Here is a 20,184-nt window from a genome sequence, read left to right as displayed (position 1 = left end):
AATGGAAAATAATTTCACCGAACAAGATAGCTTGAAGCTTATCAATGAAATGATCTCGCAAGCGAGAAACAATTTTCAGGAAGGAGGCATTAGAACGAGTATATTCAGTGGATATGTGGTGGCAGGAACCGCTTTTGCCAATTTCATCCTCATCCATACATTAGAAAATCCGAATCAATCATTCTGGATTTGGCTAACAATGATACCAATGATAATAATATCAAGAATAATAAAGAGGAGATATTCGAGAAGTGCGACAGTGAAAACACATATAGATAAAATAGTAAGACACATCTGGAATGCATTTGCCATATCTGTTGGTATCTTTCTTATAACTATTTATGGAACAGCGTACGCTTTACATTCAGGCTTTCTGGGAATCCTTATAACCCCTATAATTTTAACAATGATGGGTGCAGCACAATTTACAACCTCGATCGCTTGCCGATTCAGACCATACCTTTATGGAGCATGTATTTTTTGGGGAGGAGCCTTAATTTGCACATTAAGTTATATTTTTGCCAGTGGTGATATTCAATTTATTATCTTGGGTATATGTGCTATCCTTGGACTTTGCGTACCGGGACATATAGCAAACCGTAAAGCCGTTAAAAATGTTTAAAGATCTTGATCCACTCTTACACTCGCAACTGCGGCTGGCAGTAATATCATTGCTGCTATCTGTAGAAGAAGCTGACTTTGTCTTTATCCGAGAGAAGACAGGTTCAACTGCGGGTAACTTGAGCGTACAAATAGAAAAATTAAGCGAAGCCGGATATATCAACGTCCGCAAATTCATTGATGGGAAGAAACCCCGCACCGTTTGCAAAATAACTCAAACAGGCATAGATGCATTTGACAAATACGTAAAAAATCTGCAAAGTTATATTAAGAAATAATGCAAGAAGCAAACCATATCTTTATTAAGCGTGTTATAAAAGATAGAGTTCAATTTTATTAACATAAAAATAAAAGAGTATGGGATTCATTTGGTCGATAATAATAGGTATAGCTGCCGGATTTATAGCCGGCAAGATTATGAAAGGCAGTGGCTTCGGACTTATACTAAACCTTATAGTCGGTATTGTCGGAGGATTACTCGGTGGATGGATATTTACGCTGCTCGGGTTAGATGTAAACGGTATTCTAGGTAACCTGGTAATGTCTACTATAGGAGCAATCGTACTGCTTTGGATAATATCCTTATTTAAGAAAAAAGAATAGAGTATAAAAAGAGATAATTCTTAAAAGCTGAGAAAGAGATATATTCCAACGAGTATGCCTCTTTCTCTGCTTTTAACTAATTCTTATTTCTTCACCAGCAATACTACATTCTCTACATGATGTGTATGAGGGAACATATCTACAGGCTGTACTCTTTCCACTTTATATTTTTCGTCCAATAAAGACAGGTCACGCGCCTGAGTAGCCGGATTACAACTAACATATACAATACGATCGGGCTCCGCAAAAAGAATTGTCTTTATCACATCATCATGCATACCTGCACGTGGAGGGTCTGTGATAATCACATCAGGGCGTCCATGCTCATTGATGAAGTCCTGTGTAAGAATATCCTTCATATCTCCCGCATAAAACAGCGTGTTATCTATCTTATTTATTTGGGAATTAACTCTCGCGTCCAAGATAGCATCCTCTACATATTCTATTCCTACCACTTTCTTTGCCTTAGAGGCTACAAAGTTGGCAATAGTACCTGTACCTGTATAAAGGTCATATACAAGTTCATCGCCCGATAGGTTTGCAAAATCACGTGCTATTTTATACAAATTATAAGCTTGCTCGCTATTTGTCTGATAAAAAGACTTAGGGCCTATCTTAAACTTTAAGCCTTCCATCTCTTCATAAATACAATCATTTCCTTTCCATACCAGAACGTCTTGATCTGTTATAGTATCATTCGCTTTCTGATTGACAATATAGAGTAATGACGTTATTTGAGGGAACTCTGTGGCAACAGCCGTCAATAAGTCTTCTTGTTGTTCTTTTTCATCATCATAGAATACAACAATCACCATCAGTTCACCCGTTGTGGATGTCCGTACAATAAGGTTGCGCATCAATCCACCTCTATTTCTTAAATCAAAGAAGGTATAGTTTTTACCGTAACAGTATTGGCGTATAAAATTTCGAATCTGATTCGATATATCATCTTGTAGCCAACATTTGTCTATATCCAATACTTTATCAAACATACCAGGAATGTGAAAGCCCAACGCATTCATATTATCAAAGCTTTCGCCGGAATTGATTTGTTCCAAGGTAAGCCATTTCTTATTCGAAAAAGTGAACTCTAATTTGTTTCTGTAAAACTGTGTTTTTTCGGAACCTAATATATGATGAATATCGGGTAACTCTATTTTGCCTATACGTGTCAAATTATCCTCAACCTGCTTTTGCTTATACTTTAATTGCTCCGCATAGGGCAGGACTTGCCATTTACAGCCGCCACAGATACCGAAGTGTTCACAGAATGCTTCTGTACGGTTTGGTGAGTATGAGATAAAACGAACAGGCTTCCCTTCCGCATATTTATTTTTCTTGCGGGTTATTTGCAAATCGATCACGTCGCCCGGCACAACGTATGGTATAAACACAACCAAATCATCTACCTTAGCTATAGCTTTGCCTTCTGCGGCTACATCTACGATCTCTACATTTTCTATTAACGGAAGTTCTTTTTTCTTTCTGGCCATTGATCTTTATTTGAGTATAAAATGCGTGCAAAGATAATTCTATTTTTTCGCTTTTTGGTATTAGCTACACCCGCTATCTTGATAGGTTTAGAAAAAGGTGACAAAAGTGACACTTTTTTACTTGCTTTTTATTGTCACTTTCCATATTAAAGAGCATATCCATATCACAGATCACTTATATAAGATAAATTAGAATAGAAGACATAACCGGATTGGCTTCTGCCCTATTTTTTCTTCATCTCTTTGATAGTCTTGTAACAAACAAATGTCAGGAATAAGCCAATTAGAATAATAACCGCCCATAAGAAAAGAGGCTTTTCGATCAGTGACGGCTGCCTTTCAGGAACTGCAACCGGCATATTAATCTGTGAAAGATTCTCCGTTTTAACAATAGGCAAATCTACAGGAATATCATTCTTAAAGTGATCTATATCATAATCAGGTGATGATTTATATCTCATACCAACCTCCAAATAATATTTTTCACCCTTCTCTAGATAAGCGCACAAATAACGATTCAATCCATACACTTTGATTGAAACAATATCTAACGGAAGATTATTATTATTCTCAATAGCTATAAAAGTGTGCTTGCCAAGAGGAAAATAATCGACGATGAAAGAGTTATCCGTTTTGGAAGACAAATCGAACTTTAAAGACTTTTTGTTAATTGTATCAGACAAAAGAACATGTCGCAAATAATGAGCATCGCTTTGTACCGATATCTCCAGTCGATTGATCTTATATGTGTCCTGCAAATCGGGAAAACTGATATATGTTTTCTTGTTTATACTATCCTTAGCTACGAAACGACCCAGATTGATTTCGGAGAACTGTGCATAAATATTTGAGCTTGCATAATTTCCTACCCTTAATATTTTTAACGGACTGTTTTGATCATTTTCAATCGTTATCTCATAATACTTATAGTTTCCTTGGGGAATATCGAGCAGTAAGGCATCTTCGTTATTATCCGCCTTATGCTCCAGATTGTAGATATGAGTCTTCTGCTTTACAATATACCATTGCGACAAATCATTACTCCCTCTCACCGAAGCATATTTATTGACGTCGGCACTACGTATAAAAATATAAAAACGACTTATATCATCTAACTTTGTATTATCTACAATAACAATATTAAGACTATCCTTTTCAATATTCTGCTTTAATGAATAGCTTTCAAATCGACTTACTTCCTGCACCGGACTCACCGCTCGCAGAAAATAAGAGATCTCTTTATTTTTACTATTGTATATCCTCAAATCGGATAAGTCAGACGCAACAGACTTCGCTATTATATGCTGATCGAGTTCTATATTATAATACCCTTTTTCTTCTACTGGTTTTACATCAGCACGCCAAAGTGACTGTCCATAGACTTGAAAGACAAAAAGAGAAAGCAGATATGTAAATATTATTTTTTTCATCAGGCTTGGTTTTTATTCCTTATTTTCTTCAATTTTTTCTACTCCATCAGCTTTTACCAATGTCTTTATCTTCTGTTGCAAGAAAGATACCGACAGCAGAATAACCCCTAAAATAATAAACGATACGATCCGGCTGGCCTGTGACATATGCCACACATCGTAAGCGTAAAACTTGAGTATAATAATACCAAAGAATATCAGTGATATTTTACGCAATAATACCTCTTTGATATTCAAGCCCCATATCATCAAAATCATCGCTAAAACACCCCATAAGATAGGATAGCCAAAGGTATGGACGTCGTACAAGATGAAGTCATAATTTTCTGCATTCCCAAGCAATGCGATGATGGTATGATCGGTTTCTATACTTAATATCACTACACACAAGACAACCAACACCCAGCATATAGAAGAGAACCATTCTTGAGGCAATGATTTTATGTTTCTCACAAGCAGGTAAGCTATATATATAACTGCCGGCAGCGATAGATAATGTATCAGAAAGTGAGCTGTACTATACATTCCGGAAGAAAATATATCGAAGCGCAGGTCTATAGCCATATATGAATAGAAAGCGCCATAACAAATCATAGAAGCAAGCAATAAAACATAAGTAAAAGCTGCCGAAGCTTTTTTCCTGTATATAAAAGCCAATAATGCGACATACAATGCGGTATATGTAGCCATGCACAAATACCTAAAGCTCGAGTAAAACTCAACATCTGTAAAACGTTGTAATTGATAATTTAGCTCTAGGAATGGCATTACATAAGCCAAGGTAATAAGAACATATTTAAATACCTTGACTACAGCACCGACGGATAATAAATCAAATCCTCGTATTTCGATTTCCATATTAGGATCTTCTTTTCTCAAGATAAACAAACAAATGACAGAAGCAACTATTACCACTATTCCTGTGATAAATATCCTATTCACCAATATTGGTAATTCGGAATCGTAAGAATAAGTTTCGTGAACATCCATTACATAAGATATTACAGTCAGCAAACAGATAAAGCCAAAGCCGAACCAAAACACATTAATGCGTGATCTACGCCACAGCAATAACAAGACAACAGCCTCAGCAGCCCAAAACATGGTAATAACATGTCCATTGAGCTGTATCGGAATAGCGAGACTGACAAAAGACATCACTACAGCTATAATCAGATATATGAGGTTCCGATCCACTTTGCTACGTCGGAATAAGGTAAACATAACAATTGCATTTAACACCGCCAAAGCTATTGTTATCAGCCCCCTTACATCGTATTGACATTGATTCCACACATATAAACAGGCAAGGAATACAAACAGGTTATTGGATAATATAAGAAAACTCTGATAGGTCGTAACCTTTTTTTCTGTCCTCAGGTGATCTATTATAGCCAATAGATAAAACTGCACGAAAAACAATACAGTAAACAGAGTAACAAGTACTAAACTTTGATTTCGATAAGCGGTTAACAACCAACTCCAAAAAAATCCCAAAGTAAGCATATAACACATAATACCTATAATACGCCAGTTCTTAGCAAAAGAAATGACAAGCATACCTGTATTCAGAATAAATATATAAGAGAACAATACAATATAATTTCCTGCTCCTGTACTTATCATCAGTGGTGATGCAAATCCACCAAGCAAAGAAAATATGGCTAATTCTTTACGGTCATATAAGAGTGAGAGAATAACAGAGAAAACTGTTATGGCTATAAGCAATACAAAAGCAATGGGTTGGCTAAACAATTCATATTCTCTGAATGCCAGTGTAATTGTAATATAAAAGACTGAAATACCACCGCCTACCAGTATCGAAGAAAAAACATGGTATTGTTTTTTGAGCTTATGAGCTATACCTATGATTATACCTCCGGTAAGTAACCCTATACCTACACGTCCGATTTCGTTGATCCAATCACGATCTATAGCATACTTTACAAAGAAGGCAATACCCAATACCAAAGTTACAATTCCTATTTTGCTCAGCCAGTTTTCACCTAGTAATCTTTCTATAAAGTTTCGTTCAGTTTCTATAGTCTCATTTGTAGAAACAGACTCGGATGCTTGAAGTATCCTCTCTCTAGCATCTTCTTTTTCATGACTAATAGAGGCTGTAAACGAAGGAATAGTTTCTTCTTTCAGTTCATCAACTACTGATATAATCTCCTCAACAGGCTCGTCATCAAGCACCCTTTCCTTAAACGCAGTTATATGAACATCCGAAAGAGGAGCTTCTTCTACCACCTCCGGCTCCTTGATTTCTGCATTTGTTTGTTTTACGTTCTCTATAGCCGATAGTTCATCAATTGATTCAAACCTTTCTTTTACAGCTTCCAGAGAACCAGCGTCTTTGAAAAAACTTGTTAGTCTGAAGTTAAGGTCATTGAAACTATTGTTCAGGTACTCAATATCGTTCCGAATAGAACTTACTTTTACATATATGATAATTGGAAATACAACTATAACGATAAAAATAATGATAATTAGTAATATCAGAAAGCCTTCCATAAGATTCTTGTTAAGTTGATGATACCTTTATAATCCTGTAAAAATACATGTAATATCGAACAATCACACTTTTTTATATAAAATATGATAATTTACTAAATAAAAGGCTCATTAGATATCATAATCTAATGAGCCTTGTTCAGATTTTACCCTTCGTTTTATTTATTCTTTCTCTTCTTCCAATTCCTTCAGATTATCGAGACTCTGAAGTATCGATTTAATATTCTTGTCATATTTCTTGTAAGACCATACTGTAAATAATATCAAAGCAACGAATGTACAGCTCATAAAAGCCCACAAAGTCATATTCACATTTAGCTGCGCATATAAATAAGAACAAACCAAAGCAAGTATAGGAACAAAAAAGATCATGCCTATCTTTTCTCTTTTAATACAAATATTATATTTGTTGGTATGCTCTATATTTAATCTGACAGGTTTAGAAAAATCAATCTGCATCAACCTATAGACTTTATAAGCCTGCCAAAAGAACAGCAGGATAGAAACTACCAACATAATATACATGAAAGTCTTATAAGCCATTAAACCTACATGTAAATTCATCCCATAAATAATAACGGGAAGCACCAAGATTAAAACGATTGCACCAAATACTTCAAGTCCAATCAATCGACTGAGAGCTTTGTCTGATTTGGTATGCAGCATCTCTTTTAATATATTTTCTTTCAATACTTCTTGCTTCTTCAGACGCTCGTCCAACGAAAGCCATGAGTTTTTTAATTCATCAAGTTCCATATCTATAACACTTTTGTATTCGACATTTGTTTCAATTTTTCTTTCGACCGCTTCAACTTTGTGGCCACATTCGTTACAGTCAATCCGGTTATTTCGGCTATCTCCTGATACGATTTCTCTTCGAGATAAAGCAGGACAATAGCCCGTTCCATTGTTTTCAGCTGATGGATAAAGTGATATAGCTCTTTAATCTGTTCATCCATACTCTCCGGTTCGAGAAATAAATCCTGAACAATCGATATAGAAGTCCCCTTTGGCCTTCGCATCTCCTTTCGCATACCTGTAATACAAGTATTGAGAGCTATGCGATAAATCCAAGTCGATACCGAACATTTGTTCCCGAACTTCGGATATGCAGTCCAAAGATTGCTTACAACTTCCTGATACAAATCTGCCATAGGGAATTCGTCCGACACATAGAATGAGCATACTTTATAAATAACACGCTCATTACAGCGAATCATCTCTATAAAAGATTCTTCTAATTTGGTTCTATCCATTTATCAGCCTTTTATATGTTAGTCGACAAGATTTTAAGAAAATGGCATTTAATAGAAATTTTAACAAAAAAAATCCCCAGAAAAATGCTTCTGAGGATTCTGATATTTTCACTATCTATAAATTATTCTATCACTTTCTTTGCATCTATTCTTCGCACGACTATGCCGTATATAACCAAAGCAATGGCAGAAACAAGCCCTATGGCAAAAAACACATACCAAAGGTAATGAGCGTTGGCTGTAGCTGCCGCATAATCAGCGGCAAAGTTGGTAGAATTGGCAAAGCGCTCCGACAGTGGATCGGGACAGAATCTTTCTAATAAGAAACCGGCAACAATAAAGCTGACCAACGAGGAAACGAATGAATGTAAATGGCTGAATCCAAGATAAAGCCCCTCTTCTCCTTTAGGCGATTGCAATGAAAAATACTCGAGAAAACGAGGAGAGATAAAACATTCAGCTATGGCCTGAAAGGCGATACCCACGATAAGGGTAAGCGTTACAGGATGTATGGTAGTCAGTCCAAATACAGAAATAGGTTCACCACCCATTATATTTCCAAAGGACATGATCAGTGCTGAAAAAGGTATAATAAACATACCTACCATGATAGACGATAACGGCGAGCGCTTTTTCATTATCGTGGTAATCAGGTTTACCAACAGGAAGACAAAGAAGGGATTTACGTTAGCAATCCATCCCGGAGAAGCATCGGCTCCTACCATACGGATTACATATTTAGGCATAGAGGCATACATCTGCTGCTGTACAATCCAGAAACCGCTGGTGATAAGTATCAAAGCAACAAGGCGTCCGTTCTTACATACCTTTATCAAGGCTTGCCATATCTCCGAAAGGCTCTTACCTTGTCCTGCCGTTTGTGTCGACTTATACATAAAGAAAACGATAACAAGAGCAATTAAAGTCATCGTTCCCGAGAAATAGTTCAGGTAAACCAATCCCTGATCCCCAATACTTTTGCGAAGCGGATCGACTACAGTCTTACCCGTAAAAGCTCCGATATTCACCATCATATAGAAAATAGCAAAACCTCTTGCTCGTGTTTCGGTAGTCGTTTCTTTAGCCACAGTACCCGAAATCACTGATTTTATAAAAGCTCCACCCACAACAATCAGCAACAGTATAGGGACAATTGTCCATTGTTGGATACTTTCTCTGAGACCTGTAAACGTAGTGTATCTATCAAAATTACCGACTCCTAAAGAGGTAAAAAAGGAACGGAAAGTTTCTATTACCAGTCCGCTATCTTTAGCGCCGGACTCTAATCCTACTGCATTGGCAGCACCATATTGAACAAGCCCCGCACTCTCCAAAAGAGTAGGCACTAAGCCCAGCCCGAAATACCCGACGGTAAGAAGAGCAAAGGCAACCATTATAGCTTTACGGAAACCGATTCTATCGGAATATGCACCAACAAATGTGGGTAAGAAATACAACAATGCAGAAAACGAACCGGCGATAATACCGGCCTCAACATCATTGAAGCCCCATACATTGGATAGATATAAGGTTAATGAAATAAAAATTGCATAATACGCTAGCCGCTCCAACAGCTCAACTGTGTTGGCGACCCAAAAGGCTTTTGAGAATTTAGTCATCAGTCTTTATAGAATTATTAAAAATAAATTGAATTGCGACAAAAATAAGAAAATTATCCGATTTAACAGTTAAAAAGTTGTCCGGATGACACTATTCAGCCTTTTTTAACTCAATACAGAATGTTGTCCCCACACCGATTTCTGATGTTTTGACATAAATCCGCCCCTTGTGATAAGACTCAATGATACGCTTCGCCAATGAGAGTCCGAGCCCCCAGCCTCTAGATTTTGTTGTATAACCGGGATTGAAAATAGTTCTGAACTTAGATTTGGGAATTCCCTTCCCTGTATCTTGTATATCGAGGGATACAAACTTCCCTTTTTCAGAAAGCCGATATATTATTTGCCCTTGTCCGCTCATAGCATCAACGGCATTTTTGGTAAGATTTTCTATTACCCAGCTTAGCAATGGCTCGTTCACCTGTGCATAGAGAGGCTTATCTGACAGTTCTACAACAAAAACAACTTTCTTTGATATCCGCTTTTCGAGATAAGCAATCGACCGATGAATTATATCTACCATATTTTGAGATTCTAAGGCAGGAACCGAACCTATTTTAGAAAACCGATCCGTAATCATTTGCAGTCGGTCTACATCTTTCTCCATATCTCTTACAATAGACTGATCCGTTTCTTTGAGTTTCAGATATTCCAGCCATGCCAACAAAGACGATATAGGCGTCCCTAACTGATGAGCAGTCTCTTTAGACAACCCTACCCACAGACGATCCTGCTCCATTCTCATAGTAGTAAACAGAGCGAAGAAAGCTGTAATCATAAATATAAACAGCACACCCAATTGAACATAAGGATATAGCTGCAATTGTTTTAATGTATACGAATCATCATAATATATGTACTGATCGAACCCCTCAGCTTCAATAATGATAGGCTCATGCCTTTTTTTAAAAGATTCTGCTCTTTGCTTCAGAAAGATCTGGTCATCAAGCTCGGGAAGATCGATATTTGCCGAAGTGTAAAAATTCTCTTTTTTATCGTATAGTATAACAGGTATCGTCGTATTACTTTTCAGTATCTGAGCAACCAAATTCATATTCATATTTTCAGCATTGCTTGCCATTTCTTTTGTAGCCTCAGCCCAAATCTCAATTTTATTCCTCTCTTCCTTCGACAGGTTTTCGACCAAAAAATGTGACACGATAAGAGATGCCACCACAATAAGAAGAGCAATGACTACAAACAGATACCTGAATAGTATTTTATTATTTTCGAATAATTTCATTCAATATATGCTTTATTATACACCTAACGCTTTATACGTCTATTATATTTGATTTCAAACAACTTACAAACAGACATTTCAATAAAAGGTGACAAAAGTGACAGTTTTTCGTATGTTTTTAGATGTCACTTTTCTCTTTACTGCGATACCAGTATATATAGATAAAATTTAATCTTTCTTATATGCGATATACACAGAGACAATATTTTTATCCATTCCCTTAAAGGAAAAGTCTTCCTTCGAAAAATTATATATTTTCTGCATCTAAGATACAAACTAGCTTTTACATCAAGAAAATAATTAAAGAAAAGACTACGATATAAATTACTAAAATAGTTACCTTTGCTCGATGATTTATTTACCTCATAATTTTATCAGTTTATGAAAAGAGACACAGCCATTTTTGATATTATTGAAAAAGAGTATCAACGACAACTGAAAGGGATTGAACTTATCGCCTCTGAAAACTTTGTCAGTGAACAAGTAATGGAGGCTATGGGATCATGCTTAACAAACAAATATGCAGAAGGGTATCCGGGCAAAAGATATTATGGGGGATGCGAAATTGTAGACCTTAGCGAACAGCTAGCTATAGATAGGCTAAAAGAAATATTCGGAGCGGAGTGGGCCAACGTACAACCACACTCTGGAGCTCAGGCAAATGCAGCAGTATTCCTTGCTTGTATGCAGGCCGGAGATAAATTTCTTGGACTGAACCTTTCACACGGAGGACACTTATCACATGGTTCGCCTGTCAACTTCTCAGGATTGATGTTTCATGCATTGGAATACAATGTAGAACAAGAAACAGAGCAAGTAGACTATGAGCAAATGGAAGAAGTTGCCCGTGCAGAGAAACCTAAAGTTATCATCGCCGGAGCATCGGCCTATTCTCGCGACTGGGATTATGCACGTATCCGCAAAATAGCCGACGAAATAGGTGCTATATTTATGGTAGATATGGCTCACCCGGCAGGACTGGTTGCAGCAGGATTGCTTAACAATCCTCTTCCTCACGCACACATTGTGACTACAACAACTCACAAAACATTACGTGGACCACGTGGTGGTGCAATTATGCTAGGCAAAGACTTTGAAAATCCTTGGGGCAAGAAAACCCCGAAAGGAGAAGTACGCATGATGTCTGCATTGCTAGACTCGGCTGTATTCCCGGGCATTCAAGGCGGGCCGCTAGAGCATGTGATTGCAGCTAAAGCGGTATCATTTGGCGAAGCGCTCGATCCTTCATACAAAGTTTATCAGGCTCAAGTAAAAAAGAATGCGGCTGTTATGGCTCAAGCTTTTATGGATAAAGGCTACAAAGTAGTATCAGGAGGAACAGACAATCACTCTATGCTTATAGATTTGCGTCCAAAATTCCCTGAACTGACAGGAAAGCTTGCCGAAAAAGTTCTTGTAGAAGCCGATATCACCACCAATAAGAATATGGTTCCGTTCGATAGCCGCAGTCCATTCCTTACATCAGGTCTTCGATTCGGTACTCCGGCAATCACTACACGTGGAGCAAAAGAGCCTTTGATGGGAGAAATAGTGGAATTGATAGATACAGTTCTTTCTAATCCGGAAGACGGAAAAGTAATAAAAGCTGTACGTGAGAAAGTAAATGGAATAATGAAAGATTATCCATTATTTGCTTGGTAGAATACTATTCCTGTTTGATAGAACTTAACTAATATACAAAGATAAGAAGCTGTTTAATAAGGCAATTACACCTCATAGTGTTTGCTTTTAAACAGCTTCTGTATGTATTCCGATGAAAAAAATAAAAATAAGCATTCTATATGTATTGTCGATACATATAATGGCATTAATCATAATGTCACTGCAACGTACCTTATTATTACTGACAAATCTACAACATATAGAAAGTGTAACCTCAAAAGCCAGTTGGATTTTCTCAGCTTTGCTCCGAGGGATCTGGTTCGACAATGTTATAGCATCCTACATCTCAGCATTACCGCTCATAGTTATTTGCATTCTAGGTCTTCTTAATAAAGTAAATAAAATTACCTTCAATTCATTCAACGTATACTATATACTGATCTATACAGTGGTTTTTGCGATTGGTTTTGCAGACATTCCTTACTTCGCTTATTTCTTCAAACATCTGAACAGTTCCATCTTCAATTGGAATGAAGAAAGCAGTACAACTGCCAAAATGATATTCGAAGAAACATCATATTACATATATATGGGTGTTTTTCTTCTAGTAGTCATTGCTTTTGGATATCTGGTTTTCAAGTTGAGCAAAAGGCTTTTAAAACTACAGCAAGAAAATATAAAAGGAAAAGAATATTTCATTTACATTCCCACTTGTCTTATCCTTGCCATACTATGCATATTGGGTATCAGGGGGCGTTTCGGATACAATCCGATAAAAACAAGCCAAGCTTACTTTTGCAACAATTCATTCTTAAATCAGTTGGGAATAAACCCCTCTTTTTATTTCTTGCGGGATGTTATCGAATCATCGAAAACTCATCATAGCATAGACAATGTTATTTCAGAAAAAGACGCTATCTCATATACACAGAAGTTTTTCGGACTAAACCCGGCTGATGAGCTAAAGTCGCCTATTGCCCGATATATTAAAGCAGAAAGTCCGGCAAAAGATATGAATGTAGTTGTCATACTCATGGAATCGATGTCTGCCAATCTGCTAAAAGTCACAGAAAACGGAAAAGAAATAACTCCATTTCTCAACCAGCTTATAAAGAAATCATACTATTTCGATCATTTTTATTCAGCCGGCACACATACCAATCATGGTATCTTAGCCACACTGTACGGACTACCGGCCTTGTTTGATAAGAACATGATGAAAAATGTAACAATCCCTTTATGCCAGGGGTTACCAAATACTTTACAAGAGCAAAATTATAAAACGATGTTCTTCATGCCGCACGAGTCCCAATATGACAATATGAATGCTTTCTTATTGGAAAATGGATTTGAAGAAATATATTCTCAAGAAAACTATCCACCCAAAATGCGAAAAAACAGCTTTGGTGTTGCAGATGATTTTCTACTCAGTTATTCGCTGAACAAAATAAATGAAAAGGCTCCGACGTCATCTCCTTTTTTTGCAACAATACTCACAGTGAGCAATCATCCTCCATATATTGTACCTGAAAAATTTGAAAATGTAAGCACAAAATCCGAATTCCAAATAGTAGCATTTGCAGATGATGCTATACGACAATTTTTTACTGATGCAGAAAAACAAAGCTGGTTTAAAAACACAATATTTGTACTGCTTGGAGACCATGGAAAAATAGTGGGCACACAAACCTATGAAATGCCTCTTTCGCTAAACCATATCCCACTGATCATATACTCTCCGGCGTTTACAGATATGCCCACAACGGTTTCCAGTCCGGGTGGACAAGTTGATGTATTCCCTACCATTATGGGTTTACTAGACCGTTCGTACATGAATAATACTTTTGGGGTAGACATGTTCAAGACAAAACGTCCGTATATGTTTTTCTCTTCTGATAATGCCCTTGGATGTATCGATGAGAAATACTTTTATACTTATAACTTCAAATCGAAGATAGATGGGTTATATAAATATAGTGAAAATAGTAGCGACAATGTTCTTTCTCAATTCAAACAGAAAGCAGATAGCATGAACTTATATTCAGCAGCCATGTTTCAAACTGCTAACTATATGCTCAAACATGAACTGACAAGAGTAAAGAAATAAAAACCACATATCCCAAACGGACTAGACACCAACCACTCAGCGGCATAGTATTTTCAAACTAAAACATAAATAGCTTTATCTATATCAAATAGGTGGAAACCAATACCGTATAGTGTAATATAGACAATTATTAAACAATAGTAATGTTAAATTAAAAATTAATTTGTAATTTAGCCTAAAATTACATGAGTACAATTTCCCAGAATACTTATACAGAGTGTAGTCCAATGAAAACTTATTATAGAAGTATATTTATACTTTTGTCATTTTTACTATTCGCTTGTACATCTGAAAACGAAGAAGCACAAAGACAATTAAATACAGCCCGACAGCTTTATTCGCAGGCTGAATACGCTTTAGCTAAGCAGACTCTTGATAGCCTAAAAGCAAATCACCCGAAAGCTTTTCCACAATTACAGGCAGGGATCTTGCTGTTAGACTCGATCCGCAGAGGGGAAAACGAGCAAATAATAGCGCAATGCGATTCGCTTATATCTTCTTTTGAACCCAAAGTAGAACAAGAGAAAACGAAGTTTAGCTTTCAACAAAACAAGCAATATCAAGAAACAGGAAGCTATATCCCCAAAGAGAGTGTAACCTCATCTATTACATCTACAACTCTTCGTTCGGGAGTAGAAGAAAATGGACAGTTATATATTGAAAGTGTATTTATTGGCGGACAAAAACATAATAAGATAAAGATTTTGTCAAAAGATGGCTCATTCGCAGAGTCTATACCAGTGAATGACGATGGTTTGAACTATCGCTTCTCAAACATGGGCAAAACGTATGAAGTAATCCGATTCTCAGGTAGTAAGGAAAATGGAATTGCGAAGTTCATTTTCTCAAATACCAGCAAACCCTTATCAGTCACTTTAGATGGACAAGGAAAATATACATATACTTTATCGCAACAGGTAAAGTCTGCGATTTCCAAATCGTATCAGTTATCAGTAATGATGTTGCAGCTCGATAGCCTTAAAACAGCTAAAGAGAAAGCCGAATTTCACATCTATTATCTGGATAATAAAAAAGACAGCACAAACACTTACAACACAAAGCTACAATAACTCTAATTTTTATGAAAAAAGAAAAATCTACTGCCGAGCCTCAGAGAAAAGAAAAGGATATTTTCAATCTTAATATCTCGGTCGATTGTACAATATTCGGATTTCACTCAGGAAGCCTCAAAGTTCTACTATGTAAACCCAGTGCCGGCGAAAAATGGATGCTTCCCGGAGGGCTTATAACAAGAGATGAAATACCGGATGAAACGGCACGCCGGATCTTAAAAGCAAAAACAGGGTTAAGCGATACCTATCTGAAGCAGTTCTCATTCTTTGGGAGAAAAGATAAAAAACAAGAAGAAAACGAAAACCCCGAAATACTTAGTGAAATTAGTCTGGCATATTTTGCCCTTATCAAATCAGGAGATGCACAACTCGTCGAAGATAACGATACTGAACATATCGAATGGTTCGAAATAAATAATATCTCAGATTTACACCCGGAACATAAGATTATTTTTGAAACCGCTCTCTCTACCCTCCGCAAACAAATTGGATTCATACCTATCGGTTACGAACTTCTACCCGAAAAATTCACAATGCCCGAATTAAGAAGTATCTACGAGGCAATATTAGGAAGAGAACTAGACCGTAGAAACTTCCAGCGCAAAATGCTCTCTATTGGCTTTATAAAGGCATTGAATGAAACACGGAAAGTAGGAGCTCACAAATCGCCCAATTTGTACTCTTTCGACAAGAAAAAATATGAGGAAGCCGAAAGACTTGGAATTCAGTTAATGAGCAACAACTTGTAATCGTAAAATAAGGAAATAACCCGGAACATTAATTTATAATTATTCAGCAAAACCGAAGTCCAGAAGGGATTGCCTCACATCAGAAGAAATATCAGCAGTTATTTTATAAGCAAAATACTCTCTACGCAAAGGATAGTTATTCCGCTGCTGCTTGAAAGTCGCAGGAGATGCTTTTAGTCTTTCGAAGTCAGACATGGGGTCGTATGTATGCAATATAGCATCAAAGAGAAGATTATCGGAGTTTTTTAGTCCTGTGAGGTCTATTATAGGGTTTACAGGATCAGGCGCTATTATGCGAGATAACGGCTCTTTGCTCATCCCATAGAAATCGGCAACAGATTCAAGAGACATACGCGTTGCGTTGGCTTTTCCGTCTGCCGAATAACCTGCTATATGCGGAGTGGCAATATCAACCATCTCCATGTATTCAAGGTCTATATCGGGTTCTTTTTCCCAGCAATCGATAATTGCTCCCGATATAAGGTTGTTAGCTATAGCTATTTTTATAGCCGCTGTATCTACAATGCCTCCTCTCGCCGAATTTATTATAATCGGTTTTCTCTTGAGAGACGAAAAGAACTCGGAATCTGCTAAATGATAAGTCTTATATTCGCCTTCTTTTGTTAAAGGAGTATGGAAAGTGATAATATCAGCTTTATCTATTATTTCATCCAGACTTACAAATAAATTACTCTGTTCCGGTTTTTGACGTGGTGGGTCATTTAGCAGAACCTTCATACCTAACATTTCGCAAGCTTTCGCTACCTTTTTCCCTACGTTGCCAACACCAACAACACCTATCGTTTTATCTTTGAGTACAAAGCCTTTCTTACAGGAGATTCTTATCAATGAAGAAACGATATATTGCTGCACTGAACCGGAATTGCACCCCGGAGCATTATGCCAAACGATATCATGTGCATCACAGTAATCGGTATCGATATGATCATAGCCAATAGTAGCGGAGCATATAAGCTTTACATTCGTATTTTTTAGTATTGCTTCGTCAAAGCGAGTAACAGTACGCACAATTAAGGTATCAGCCTCTTTGATCGCATCGTGGGTAAAAGCAGCACCATCGAGGTAAGTAACGTCTCCGTAATATTCGGCTACACCTTTGAGATAGGGTATATTTTTGTCAGCTATTATTTTCATTTGCAAGAATATGAAATGTATTTTCTATAGAATCTATTTCATCTATATTTTTATCTATCAGCAACTTTCCTTTATCTAAAAAGATCACACGAGAGCAAATAGCTTTTACATCAAATAGAATATGAGTAGAAAAAAGTATCATCTTATCTTTCGACAGTTCCTTAAAAAGAGCATTAAGGCTTTCGCGTTGATTCGGATCTAAGCCGGAAGTAGCTTCATCCAAGATAAGAAATTCAGGGTTATGAACCAATGCCTGAGCAATACCAACTCGTTGACGATTTCCTTTTGAAAGAGCCTTTATTTTTTTCTTGTATTCCCTCTCCAGTCCGGTTTGTTCAATAACACGAGAAACAGCATCGTGCCGTACATTATAGATTCCTGCAACATACTCCAGATATTCTTTTACGTACATATCTTCGTATAAAGGATTGTCTTCCGAGAGGTAGCCTATACGTTTTTTAATCGCTAAAGGGTTAGAAAGAATATCTTCTCCTGAAAAAGTCACCCGTCCTATATCGGCAGTCATACCACCAGCAAGAATTTTCATCAAGGTAGACTTCCCCGCACCATTTACTCCGAGAAGCCCTACTATATCACCTTTCTGTATCGAAAAACTCACATCAGATAAGGCTACCTGATCTCCATACGTTTTGGATATGTGTTCTATTTGTATCAAATGATAATTGTTATGATGGTGTAAAAATAATAAATCTCCCCGGAATATTCCGGGGAGATTTACATTTATAATTTAGACATTGTCTTTTAACCTGCTACTGGAGAATAAGATCTTGATTGCAATTCCTTATCCATTGTATAGATTCCAAAACCGTTATCTTTAATCATTTTCAACGCATCGATATAACCCTGTGCTGTAGCCTCTTCCTCTACTTGTTCGTCTACAAACCATTTCAACATACTTTCGGTTGCATAGTCTTTTTCTTCCTTAGCCAACGCCACCAAGTCATTGATTCTCCCTGTTACGATCTTTTCATGTCTCAAAGTTTCTTCAAAAGCATGAAGAGGAGATTCCCAAGCCAAATCCACTTTTTCAATTGGCTTCAATTCTACTTTTGCGCCTCTATCAGTAACGTATTTGAAAAATTTCATTGCGTGATCTTGTTCTTCCTTAAACTGGATTTCGAACCAGTTTGCAAAACCCGGTTTTCCGTCTGCTGCAAAATAAGCAGCCATAGACAGATATAAATATGCTGACCAAAATTCAGCGTTGATTTGTGCATTTAATGCAGCTTCTAATTTTTTACTTAACATAATTGATGATATTTTTGATGTTAGTTTATTCTTTCAACACTTGTGTAATGGCAATTGTTCAATAGTTCGTCTAATACACAAATACGTTATGCAATATTACAAAATATAATTATTATTTCAAAAACTATTTATAATCATTAATGAGTTATCGAAAAAACCTATTAAAAAAAATGGAATCAACTTAAAAACATGAGAGGGAAATCAAAATGTTTTATTTTTGAAATAAAAAGATATGCTAAAAGGATGGTTATAGTTATTTGCTGCCCTCAGGATTATTAGATTATTTCGAAACATTGAAAGTAGAAGACGATAAAAGTCAGATTAATATTTATTTAGAAGATAAGAACAACATAAATAATCCAGAATTAGAAAGCAAGGGTTTTTACCCGAATGTTTTAGTTAATGACTTTCCAGTACGAGGTAAAGCTCTTTTAATTAATATACTACTCAATGGTGTTATTTTATATAATCAAGAAAAAGAGAAATAATATTGTTAAGTTGAATGAAGTTTGTTATTGTATATTTTTAAGTTTTGTTTATTGGTGAGAGATAGAAGATAGTTTGATATATATTTAAAAATATATTGTTTATCTATCAGTTAACTATTCATTTTATATTCCTAATTTTATAGCTGTTCACTTTTAAAATATAAATTATGGAAAATGAAGAAAAAACATCAGAGCAATTAACCAAAGAACAATACCCACAAAAAGCGGATAAACTTTTTATAGATGAAACTGATTCAGCAAAAGGAGCATGGATTAAAAATCCAGCAGGAGGTTTTTTTCTATATAGTGAAGGATATAAAAATGCTGGAAAATTATTATTAGATAAATGTTTGGCGCAAGATTCTGATAATTATATGCGAAATTCATTGGTTTATCCTATGATTTTTAATTATAGACAATATATAGAACTAACTTTAAAGAGTTTAATTGACGAAATAAAAAAGCGCAATGGTGGAGGAACATTTCAAGATATTCATATTTTATCAACGCAATGGAATGAATATAAGTCTCTATTAAAAAAGATAAAATGTTCTTTCTATGAAGATATAATGACAAATGTTGGAAAACTTATTAAAGAGTTTGAAGAGATTGATAAAATTTCTATGTGTTTTAGATATCCTGTTACGAAAGCACCAAATAGAGAAGACAGTTTAAAGATGAGTACAATAGACTTAGAAAATTTTAAAACTGTTATGGAAAAATTAGTTGCTTTTTTCGAGGCTCAAATCGATATGATAAATGATTTCCATGACAAGAAAGAAAAAAAAGGTAAAAAGTGCATATTATTTTCTTGGTTGAAAAAGAAAAAGGACTAAAACTTATTTTAGTCCCTTTGTTTTACAATCATCTATCTACTAGACGATTTGCGGAAGCGGGGGCTTGTGAACCACACCTATCAACCATATATTATTCAATAC

The 20,184-nt window shown here is 36.2% G+C and carries 19 protein-coding genes; 9 read left to right on the top strand and 10 right to left on the bottom strand.

What is annotated here, in order from left to right:
• Window position 1: 1 nt before the first annotated feature.
• The 3 genes from PKC55_RS13780 to PKC55_RS13770 all read left to right on the top strand — a co-directional run bounded on the left by PKC55_RS13780 (window position 2) and on the right by PKC55_RS13770 (window position 1,224).
• Complete coding sequence (locus PKC55_RS13780; protein WP_291127135.1) at window positions 2–622, top strand: hypothetical protein; 621 nt, start codon at window positions 2–4, stop codon at window positions 620–622.
• Entirely contained in the window at window positions 615–899 is a 285-nt protein-coding gene (locus PKC55_RS13775) for a winged helix-turn-helix domain-containing protein (RefSeq protein ID WP_135107109.1), read from the top strand. Before PKC55_RS13780 ends, PKC55_RS13775 begins: the two co-directional genes overlap by 8 nt.
• Window positions 900–978: 79 nt before the next feature.
• Complete coding sequence (locus PKC55_RS13770; protein ID WP_252638448.1) at window positions 979–1,224, top strand: GlsB/YeaQ/YmgE family stress response membrane protein; 246 nt, start codon at window positions 979–981, stop codon at window positions 1,222–1,224.
• Between the two features lie 83 nt (window positions 1,225–1,307).
• Here PKC55_RS13770 and rlmD read toward each other — a convergent pair whose 3' ends face one another.
• The 7 genes from rlmD to PKC55_RS13735 form a co-directional block, all read right to left on the bottom strand.
• A complete protein-coding gene (gene rlmD / locus PKC55_RS13765) occupies window positions 1,308–2,717 on the bottom strand; it encodes a 23S rRNA (uracil(1939)-C(5))-methyltransferase RlmD (RefSeq protein ID WP_291127133.1) in 1,410 nt (469 codons plus the stop codon).
• Between the two features lie 224 nt (window positions 2,718–2,941).
• A complete protein-coding gene (locus PKC55_RS13760) occupies window positions 2,942–4,147 on the bottom strand; it encodes a hypothetical protein (protein WP_291127131.1) in 1,206 nt (401 codons plus the stop codon).
• Between the two features lie 12 nt (window positions 4,148–4,159).
• Entirely contained in the window at window positions 4,160–6,664 is a 2,505-nt protein-coding gene (locus PKC55_RS13755) for a DUF2339 domain-containing protein (RefSeq protein WP_291127129.1), read from the bottom strand.
• A 162-nt stretch (window positions 6,665–6,826) separates the two neighbouring features.
• On the bottom strand, window positions 6,827–7,420 hold the full coding sequence (locus tag PKC55_RS13750) for a hypothetical protein (RefSeq protein ID WP_291127127.1): 594 nt from the start codon (window positions 7,418–7,420) through the stop codon (window positions 6,827–6,829).
• A 2-nt stretch (window positions 7,421–7,422) separates the two neighbouring features.
• Window positions 7,423–7,920, bottom strand: a complete 498-nt coding sequence (locus tag PKC55_RS13745) for an RNA polymerase sigma factor (RefSeq protein WP_291127125.1) — start codon at window positions 7,918–7,920, stop codon at window positions 7,423–7,425.
• 122 nt (window positions 7,921–8,042) lie between these two features.
• The gene (locus tag PKC55_RS13740) at window positions 8,043–9,539 is read right to left on the bottom strand and encodes a POT-type proton-dependent oligopeptide transporter (RefSeq protein ID WP_283687434.1); all 1,497 of its coding nucleotides are present in this window, start codon (window positions 9,537–9,539) and stop codon (window positions 8,043–8,045) included.
• 91 nt (window positions 9,540–9,630) lie between these two features.
• Window positions 9,631–10,782, bottom strand: a complete 1,152-nt coding sequence (locus PKC55_RS13735) for a sensor histidine kinase (protein ID WP_283687435.1) — start codon at window positions 10,780–10,782, stop codon at window positions 9,631–9,633.
• A 381-nt stretch (window positions 10,783–11,163) separates the two neighbouring features.
• Here PKC55_RS13735 and glyA point away from each other — a divergent pair, with 381 nt between their 5' ends.
• From glyA to PKC55_RS13715, 4 genes are all read left to right on the top strand, one after another.
• Window positions 11,164–12,444, top strand: coding sequence for a serine hydroxymethyltransferase (glyA, locus tag PKC55_RS13730; RefSeq protein WP_291127124.1), 1,281 nt, complete (start codon window positions 11,164–11,166; stop codon window positions 12,442–12,444).
• A gap of 112 nt (window positions 12,445–12,556) precedes the next feature.
• Window positions 12,557–14,512, top strand: coding sequence for an LTA synthase family protein (locus tag PKC55_RS13725; protein WP_324373444.1), 1,956 nt, complete (start codon window positions 12,557–12,559; stop codon window positions 14,510–14,512).
• Window positions 14,513–14,739: 227 nt separating this feature from the next.
• Window positions 14,740–15,582 (top strand): hypothetical protein, encoded by an 843-nt coding sequence (locus tag PKC55_RS13720; protein ID WP_291130279.1) that lies wholly within the window; start codon window positions 14,740–14,742, stop codon window positions 15,580–15,582.
• 11 nt (window positions 15,583–15,593) lie between these two features.
• Window positions 15,594–16,334 (top strand): NUDIX hydrolase, encoded by a 741-nt coding sequence (locus PKC55_RS13715; protein WP_283687439.1) that lies wholly within the window; start codon window positions 15,594–15,596, stop codon window positions 16,332–16,334.
• 39 nt (window positions 16,335–16,373) lie between these two features.
• On the opposite strand, the gene pdxB is transcribed toward PKC55_RS13715, so the two are convergent.
• From pdxB to PKC55_RS13700, 3 genes are all read right to left on the bottom strand, one after another.
• Window positions 16,374–17,489 carry a 4-phosphoerythronate dehydrogenase PdxB gene (gene pdxB, locus PKC55_RS13710; protein WP_291130281.1) on the bottom strand — a complete coding sequence of 372 codons (1,116 nt, stop codon included), beginning with the start codon at window positions 17,487–17,489 and terminating at the stop codon, window positions 16,374–16,376.
• Window positions 17,473–18,165: an ABC transporter ATP-binding protein gene (locus PKC55_RS13705; RefSeq protein ID WP_291130284.1), complete on the bottom strand. Its 693-nt coding sequence runs from the start codon at window positions 18,163–18,165 to the stop codon at window positions 17,473–17,475. The genes pdxB and PKC55_RS13705 overlap by 17 nt, the downstream gene beginning before the upstream one ends.
• Window positions 18,166–18,251: 86 nt before the next feature.
• The gene (locus PKC55_RS13700) at window positions 18,252–18,758 is read right to left on the bottom strand and encodes a ferritin (protein ID WP_135107132.1); all 507 of its coding nucleotides are present in this window, start codon (window positions 18,756–18,758) and stop codon (window positions 18,252–18,254) included.
• A 257-nt stretch (window positions 18,759–19,015) separates the two neighbouring features.
• Between PKC55_RS13700 and PKC55_RS13695 the strand changes: the two genes are divergently transcribed.
• Both PKC55_RS13695 and PKC55_RS13690 read left to right on the top strand, forming a co-directional pair.
• Entirely contained in the window at window positions 19,016–19,246 is a 231-nt protein-coding gene (locus PKC55_RS13695; RefSeq protein ID WP_422653383.1) for an ISAon1 family transposase N-terminal region protein, read from the top strand.
• Between the two features lie 167 nt (window positions 19,247–19,413).
• Window positions 19,414–20,082: a hypothetical protein gene (locus tag PKC55_RS13690; protein WP_291130292.1), complete on the top strand. Its 669-nt coding sequence runs from the start codon at window positions 19,414–19,416 to the stop codon at window positions 20,080–20,082.
• The last annotated feature ends 102 nt before the right edge of the window (window positions 20,083–20,184 follow it).

Origin of the sequence: Dysgonomonas sp., from assembly GCF_035323175.1 — a bacterium.
Taxonomy (GTDB): domain Bacteria; phylum Bacteroidota; class Bacteroidia; order Bacteroidales; family Dysgonomonadaceae; genus Dysgonomonas.
The sequence above is the reverse complement of the archived record's forward strand: the minus strand, read 5'-3'. Positions and strand labels throughout refer to the sequence as shown.

Excerpts from the sequence above, each read along its gene's own strand:
- PKC55_RS13780 (WP_291127135.1), top strand. The coding sequence starts at position 2 with ATGGAAAATAATTTCACCGAACAAGATAGCTTGAAGCTTATCAATGAA.
- PKC55_RS13775 (WP_135107109.1), top strand. The coding sequence starts at position 615 with ATGTTTAAAGATCTTGATCCACTCTTACACTCGCAACTGCGGCTGGCA.
- PKC55_RS13770 (WP_252638448.1), top strand. The coding sequence starts at position 979 with ATGGGATTCATTTGGTCGATAATAATAGGTATAGCTGCCGGATTTATA.
- rlmD (WP_291127133.1), bottom strand. The coding sequence starts at position 2,717 with ATGGCCAGAAAGAAAAAAGAACTTCCGTTAATAGAAAATGTAGAGATC.
- PKC55_RS13760 (WP_291127131.1), bottom strand. The coding sequence starts at position 4,147 with ATGAAAAAAATAATATTTACATATCTGCTTTCTCTTTTTGTCTTTCAA.
- PKC55_RS13755 (WP_291127129.1), bottom strand. The coding sequence starts at position 6,664 with ATGGAAGGCTTTCTGATATTACTAATTATCATTATTTTTATCGTTATA.
- PKC55_RS13750 (WP_291127127.1), bottom strand. The coding sequence starts at position 7,420 with ATGGAACTTGATGAATTAAAAAACTCATGGCTTTCGTTGGACGAGCGT.
- PKC55_RS13745 (WP_291127125.1), bottom strand. The coding sequence starts at position 7,920 with ATGGATAGAACCAAATTAGAAGAATCTTTTATAGAGATGATTCGCTGT.
- PKC55_RS13740 (WP_283687434.1), bottom strand. The coding sequence starts at position 9,539 with ATGACTAAATTCTCAAAAGCCTTTTGGGTCGCCAACACAGTTGAGCTG.
- PKC55_RS13735 (WP_283687435.1), bottom strand. The coding sequence starts at position 10,782 with ATGAAATTATTCGAAAATAATAAAATACTATTCAGGTATCTGTTTGTA.
- glyA (WP_291127124.1), top strand. The coding sequence starts at position 11,164 with ATGAAAAGAGACACAGCCATTTTTGATATTATTGAAAAAGAGTATCAA.
- PKC55_RS13725 (WP_324373444.1), top strand. The coding sequence starts at position 12,557 with ATGAAAAAAATAAAAATAAGCATTCTATATGTATTGTCGATACATATA.
- PKC55_RS13720 (WP_291130279.1), top strand. The coding sequence starts at position 14,740 with ATGAAAACTTATTATAGAAGTATATTTATACTTTTGTCATTTTTACTA.
- PKC55_RS13715 (WP_283687439.1), top strand. The coding sequence starts at position 15,594 with ATGAAAAAAGAAAAATCTACTGCCGAGCCTCAGAGAAAAGAAAAGGAT.
- pdxB (WP_291130281.1), bottom strand. The coding sequence starts at position 17,489 with ATGAAAATAATAGCTGACAAAAATATACCCTATCTCAAAGGTGTAGCC.
- PKC55_RS13700 (WP_135107132.1), bottom strand. The coding sequence starts at position 18,758 with ATGTTAAGTAAAAAATTAGAAGCTGCATTAAATGCACAAATCAACGCT.
- PKC55_RS13690 (WP_291130292.1), top strand. The coding sequence starts at position 19,414 with ATGGAAAATGAAGAAAAAACATCAGAGCAATTAACCAAAGAACAATAC.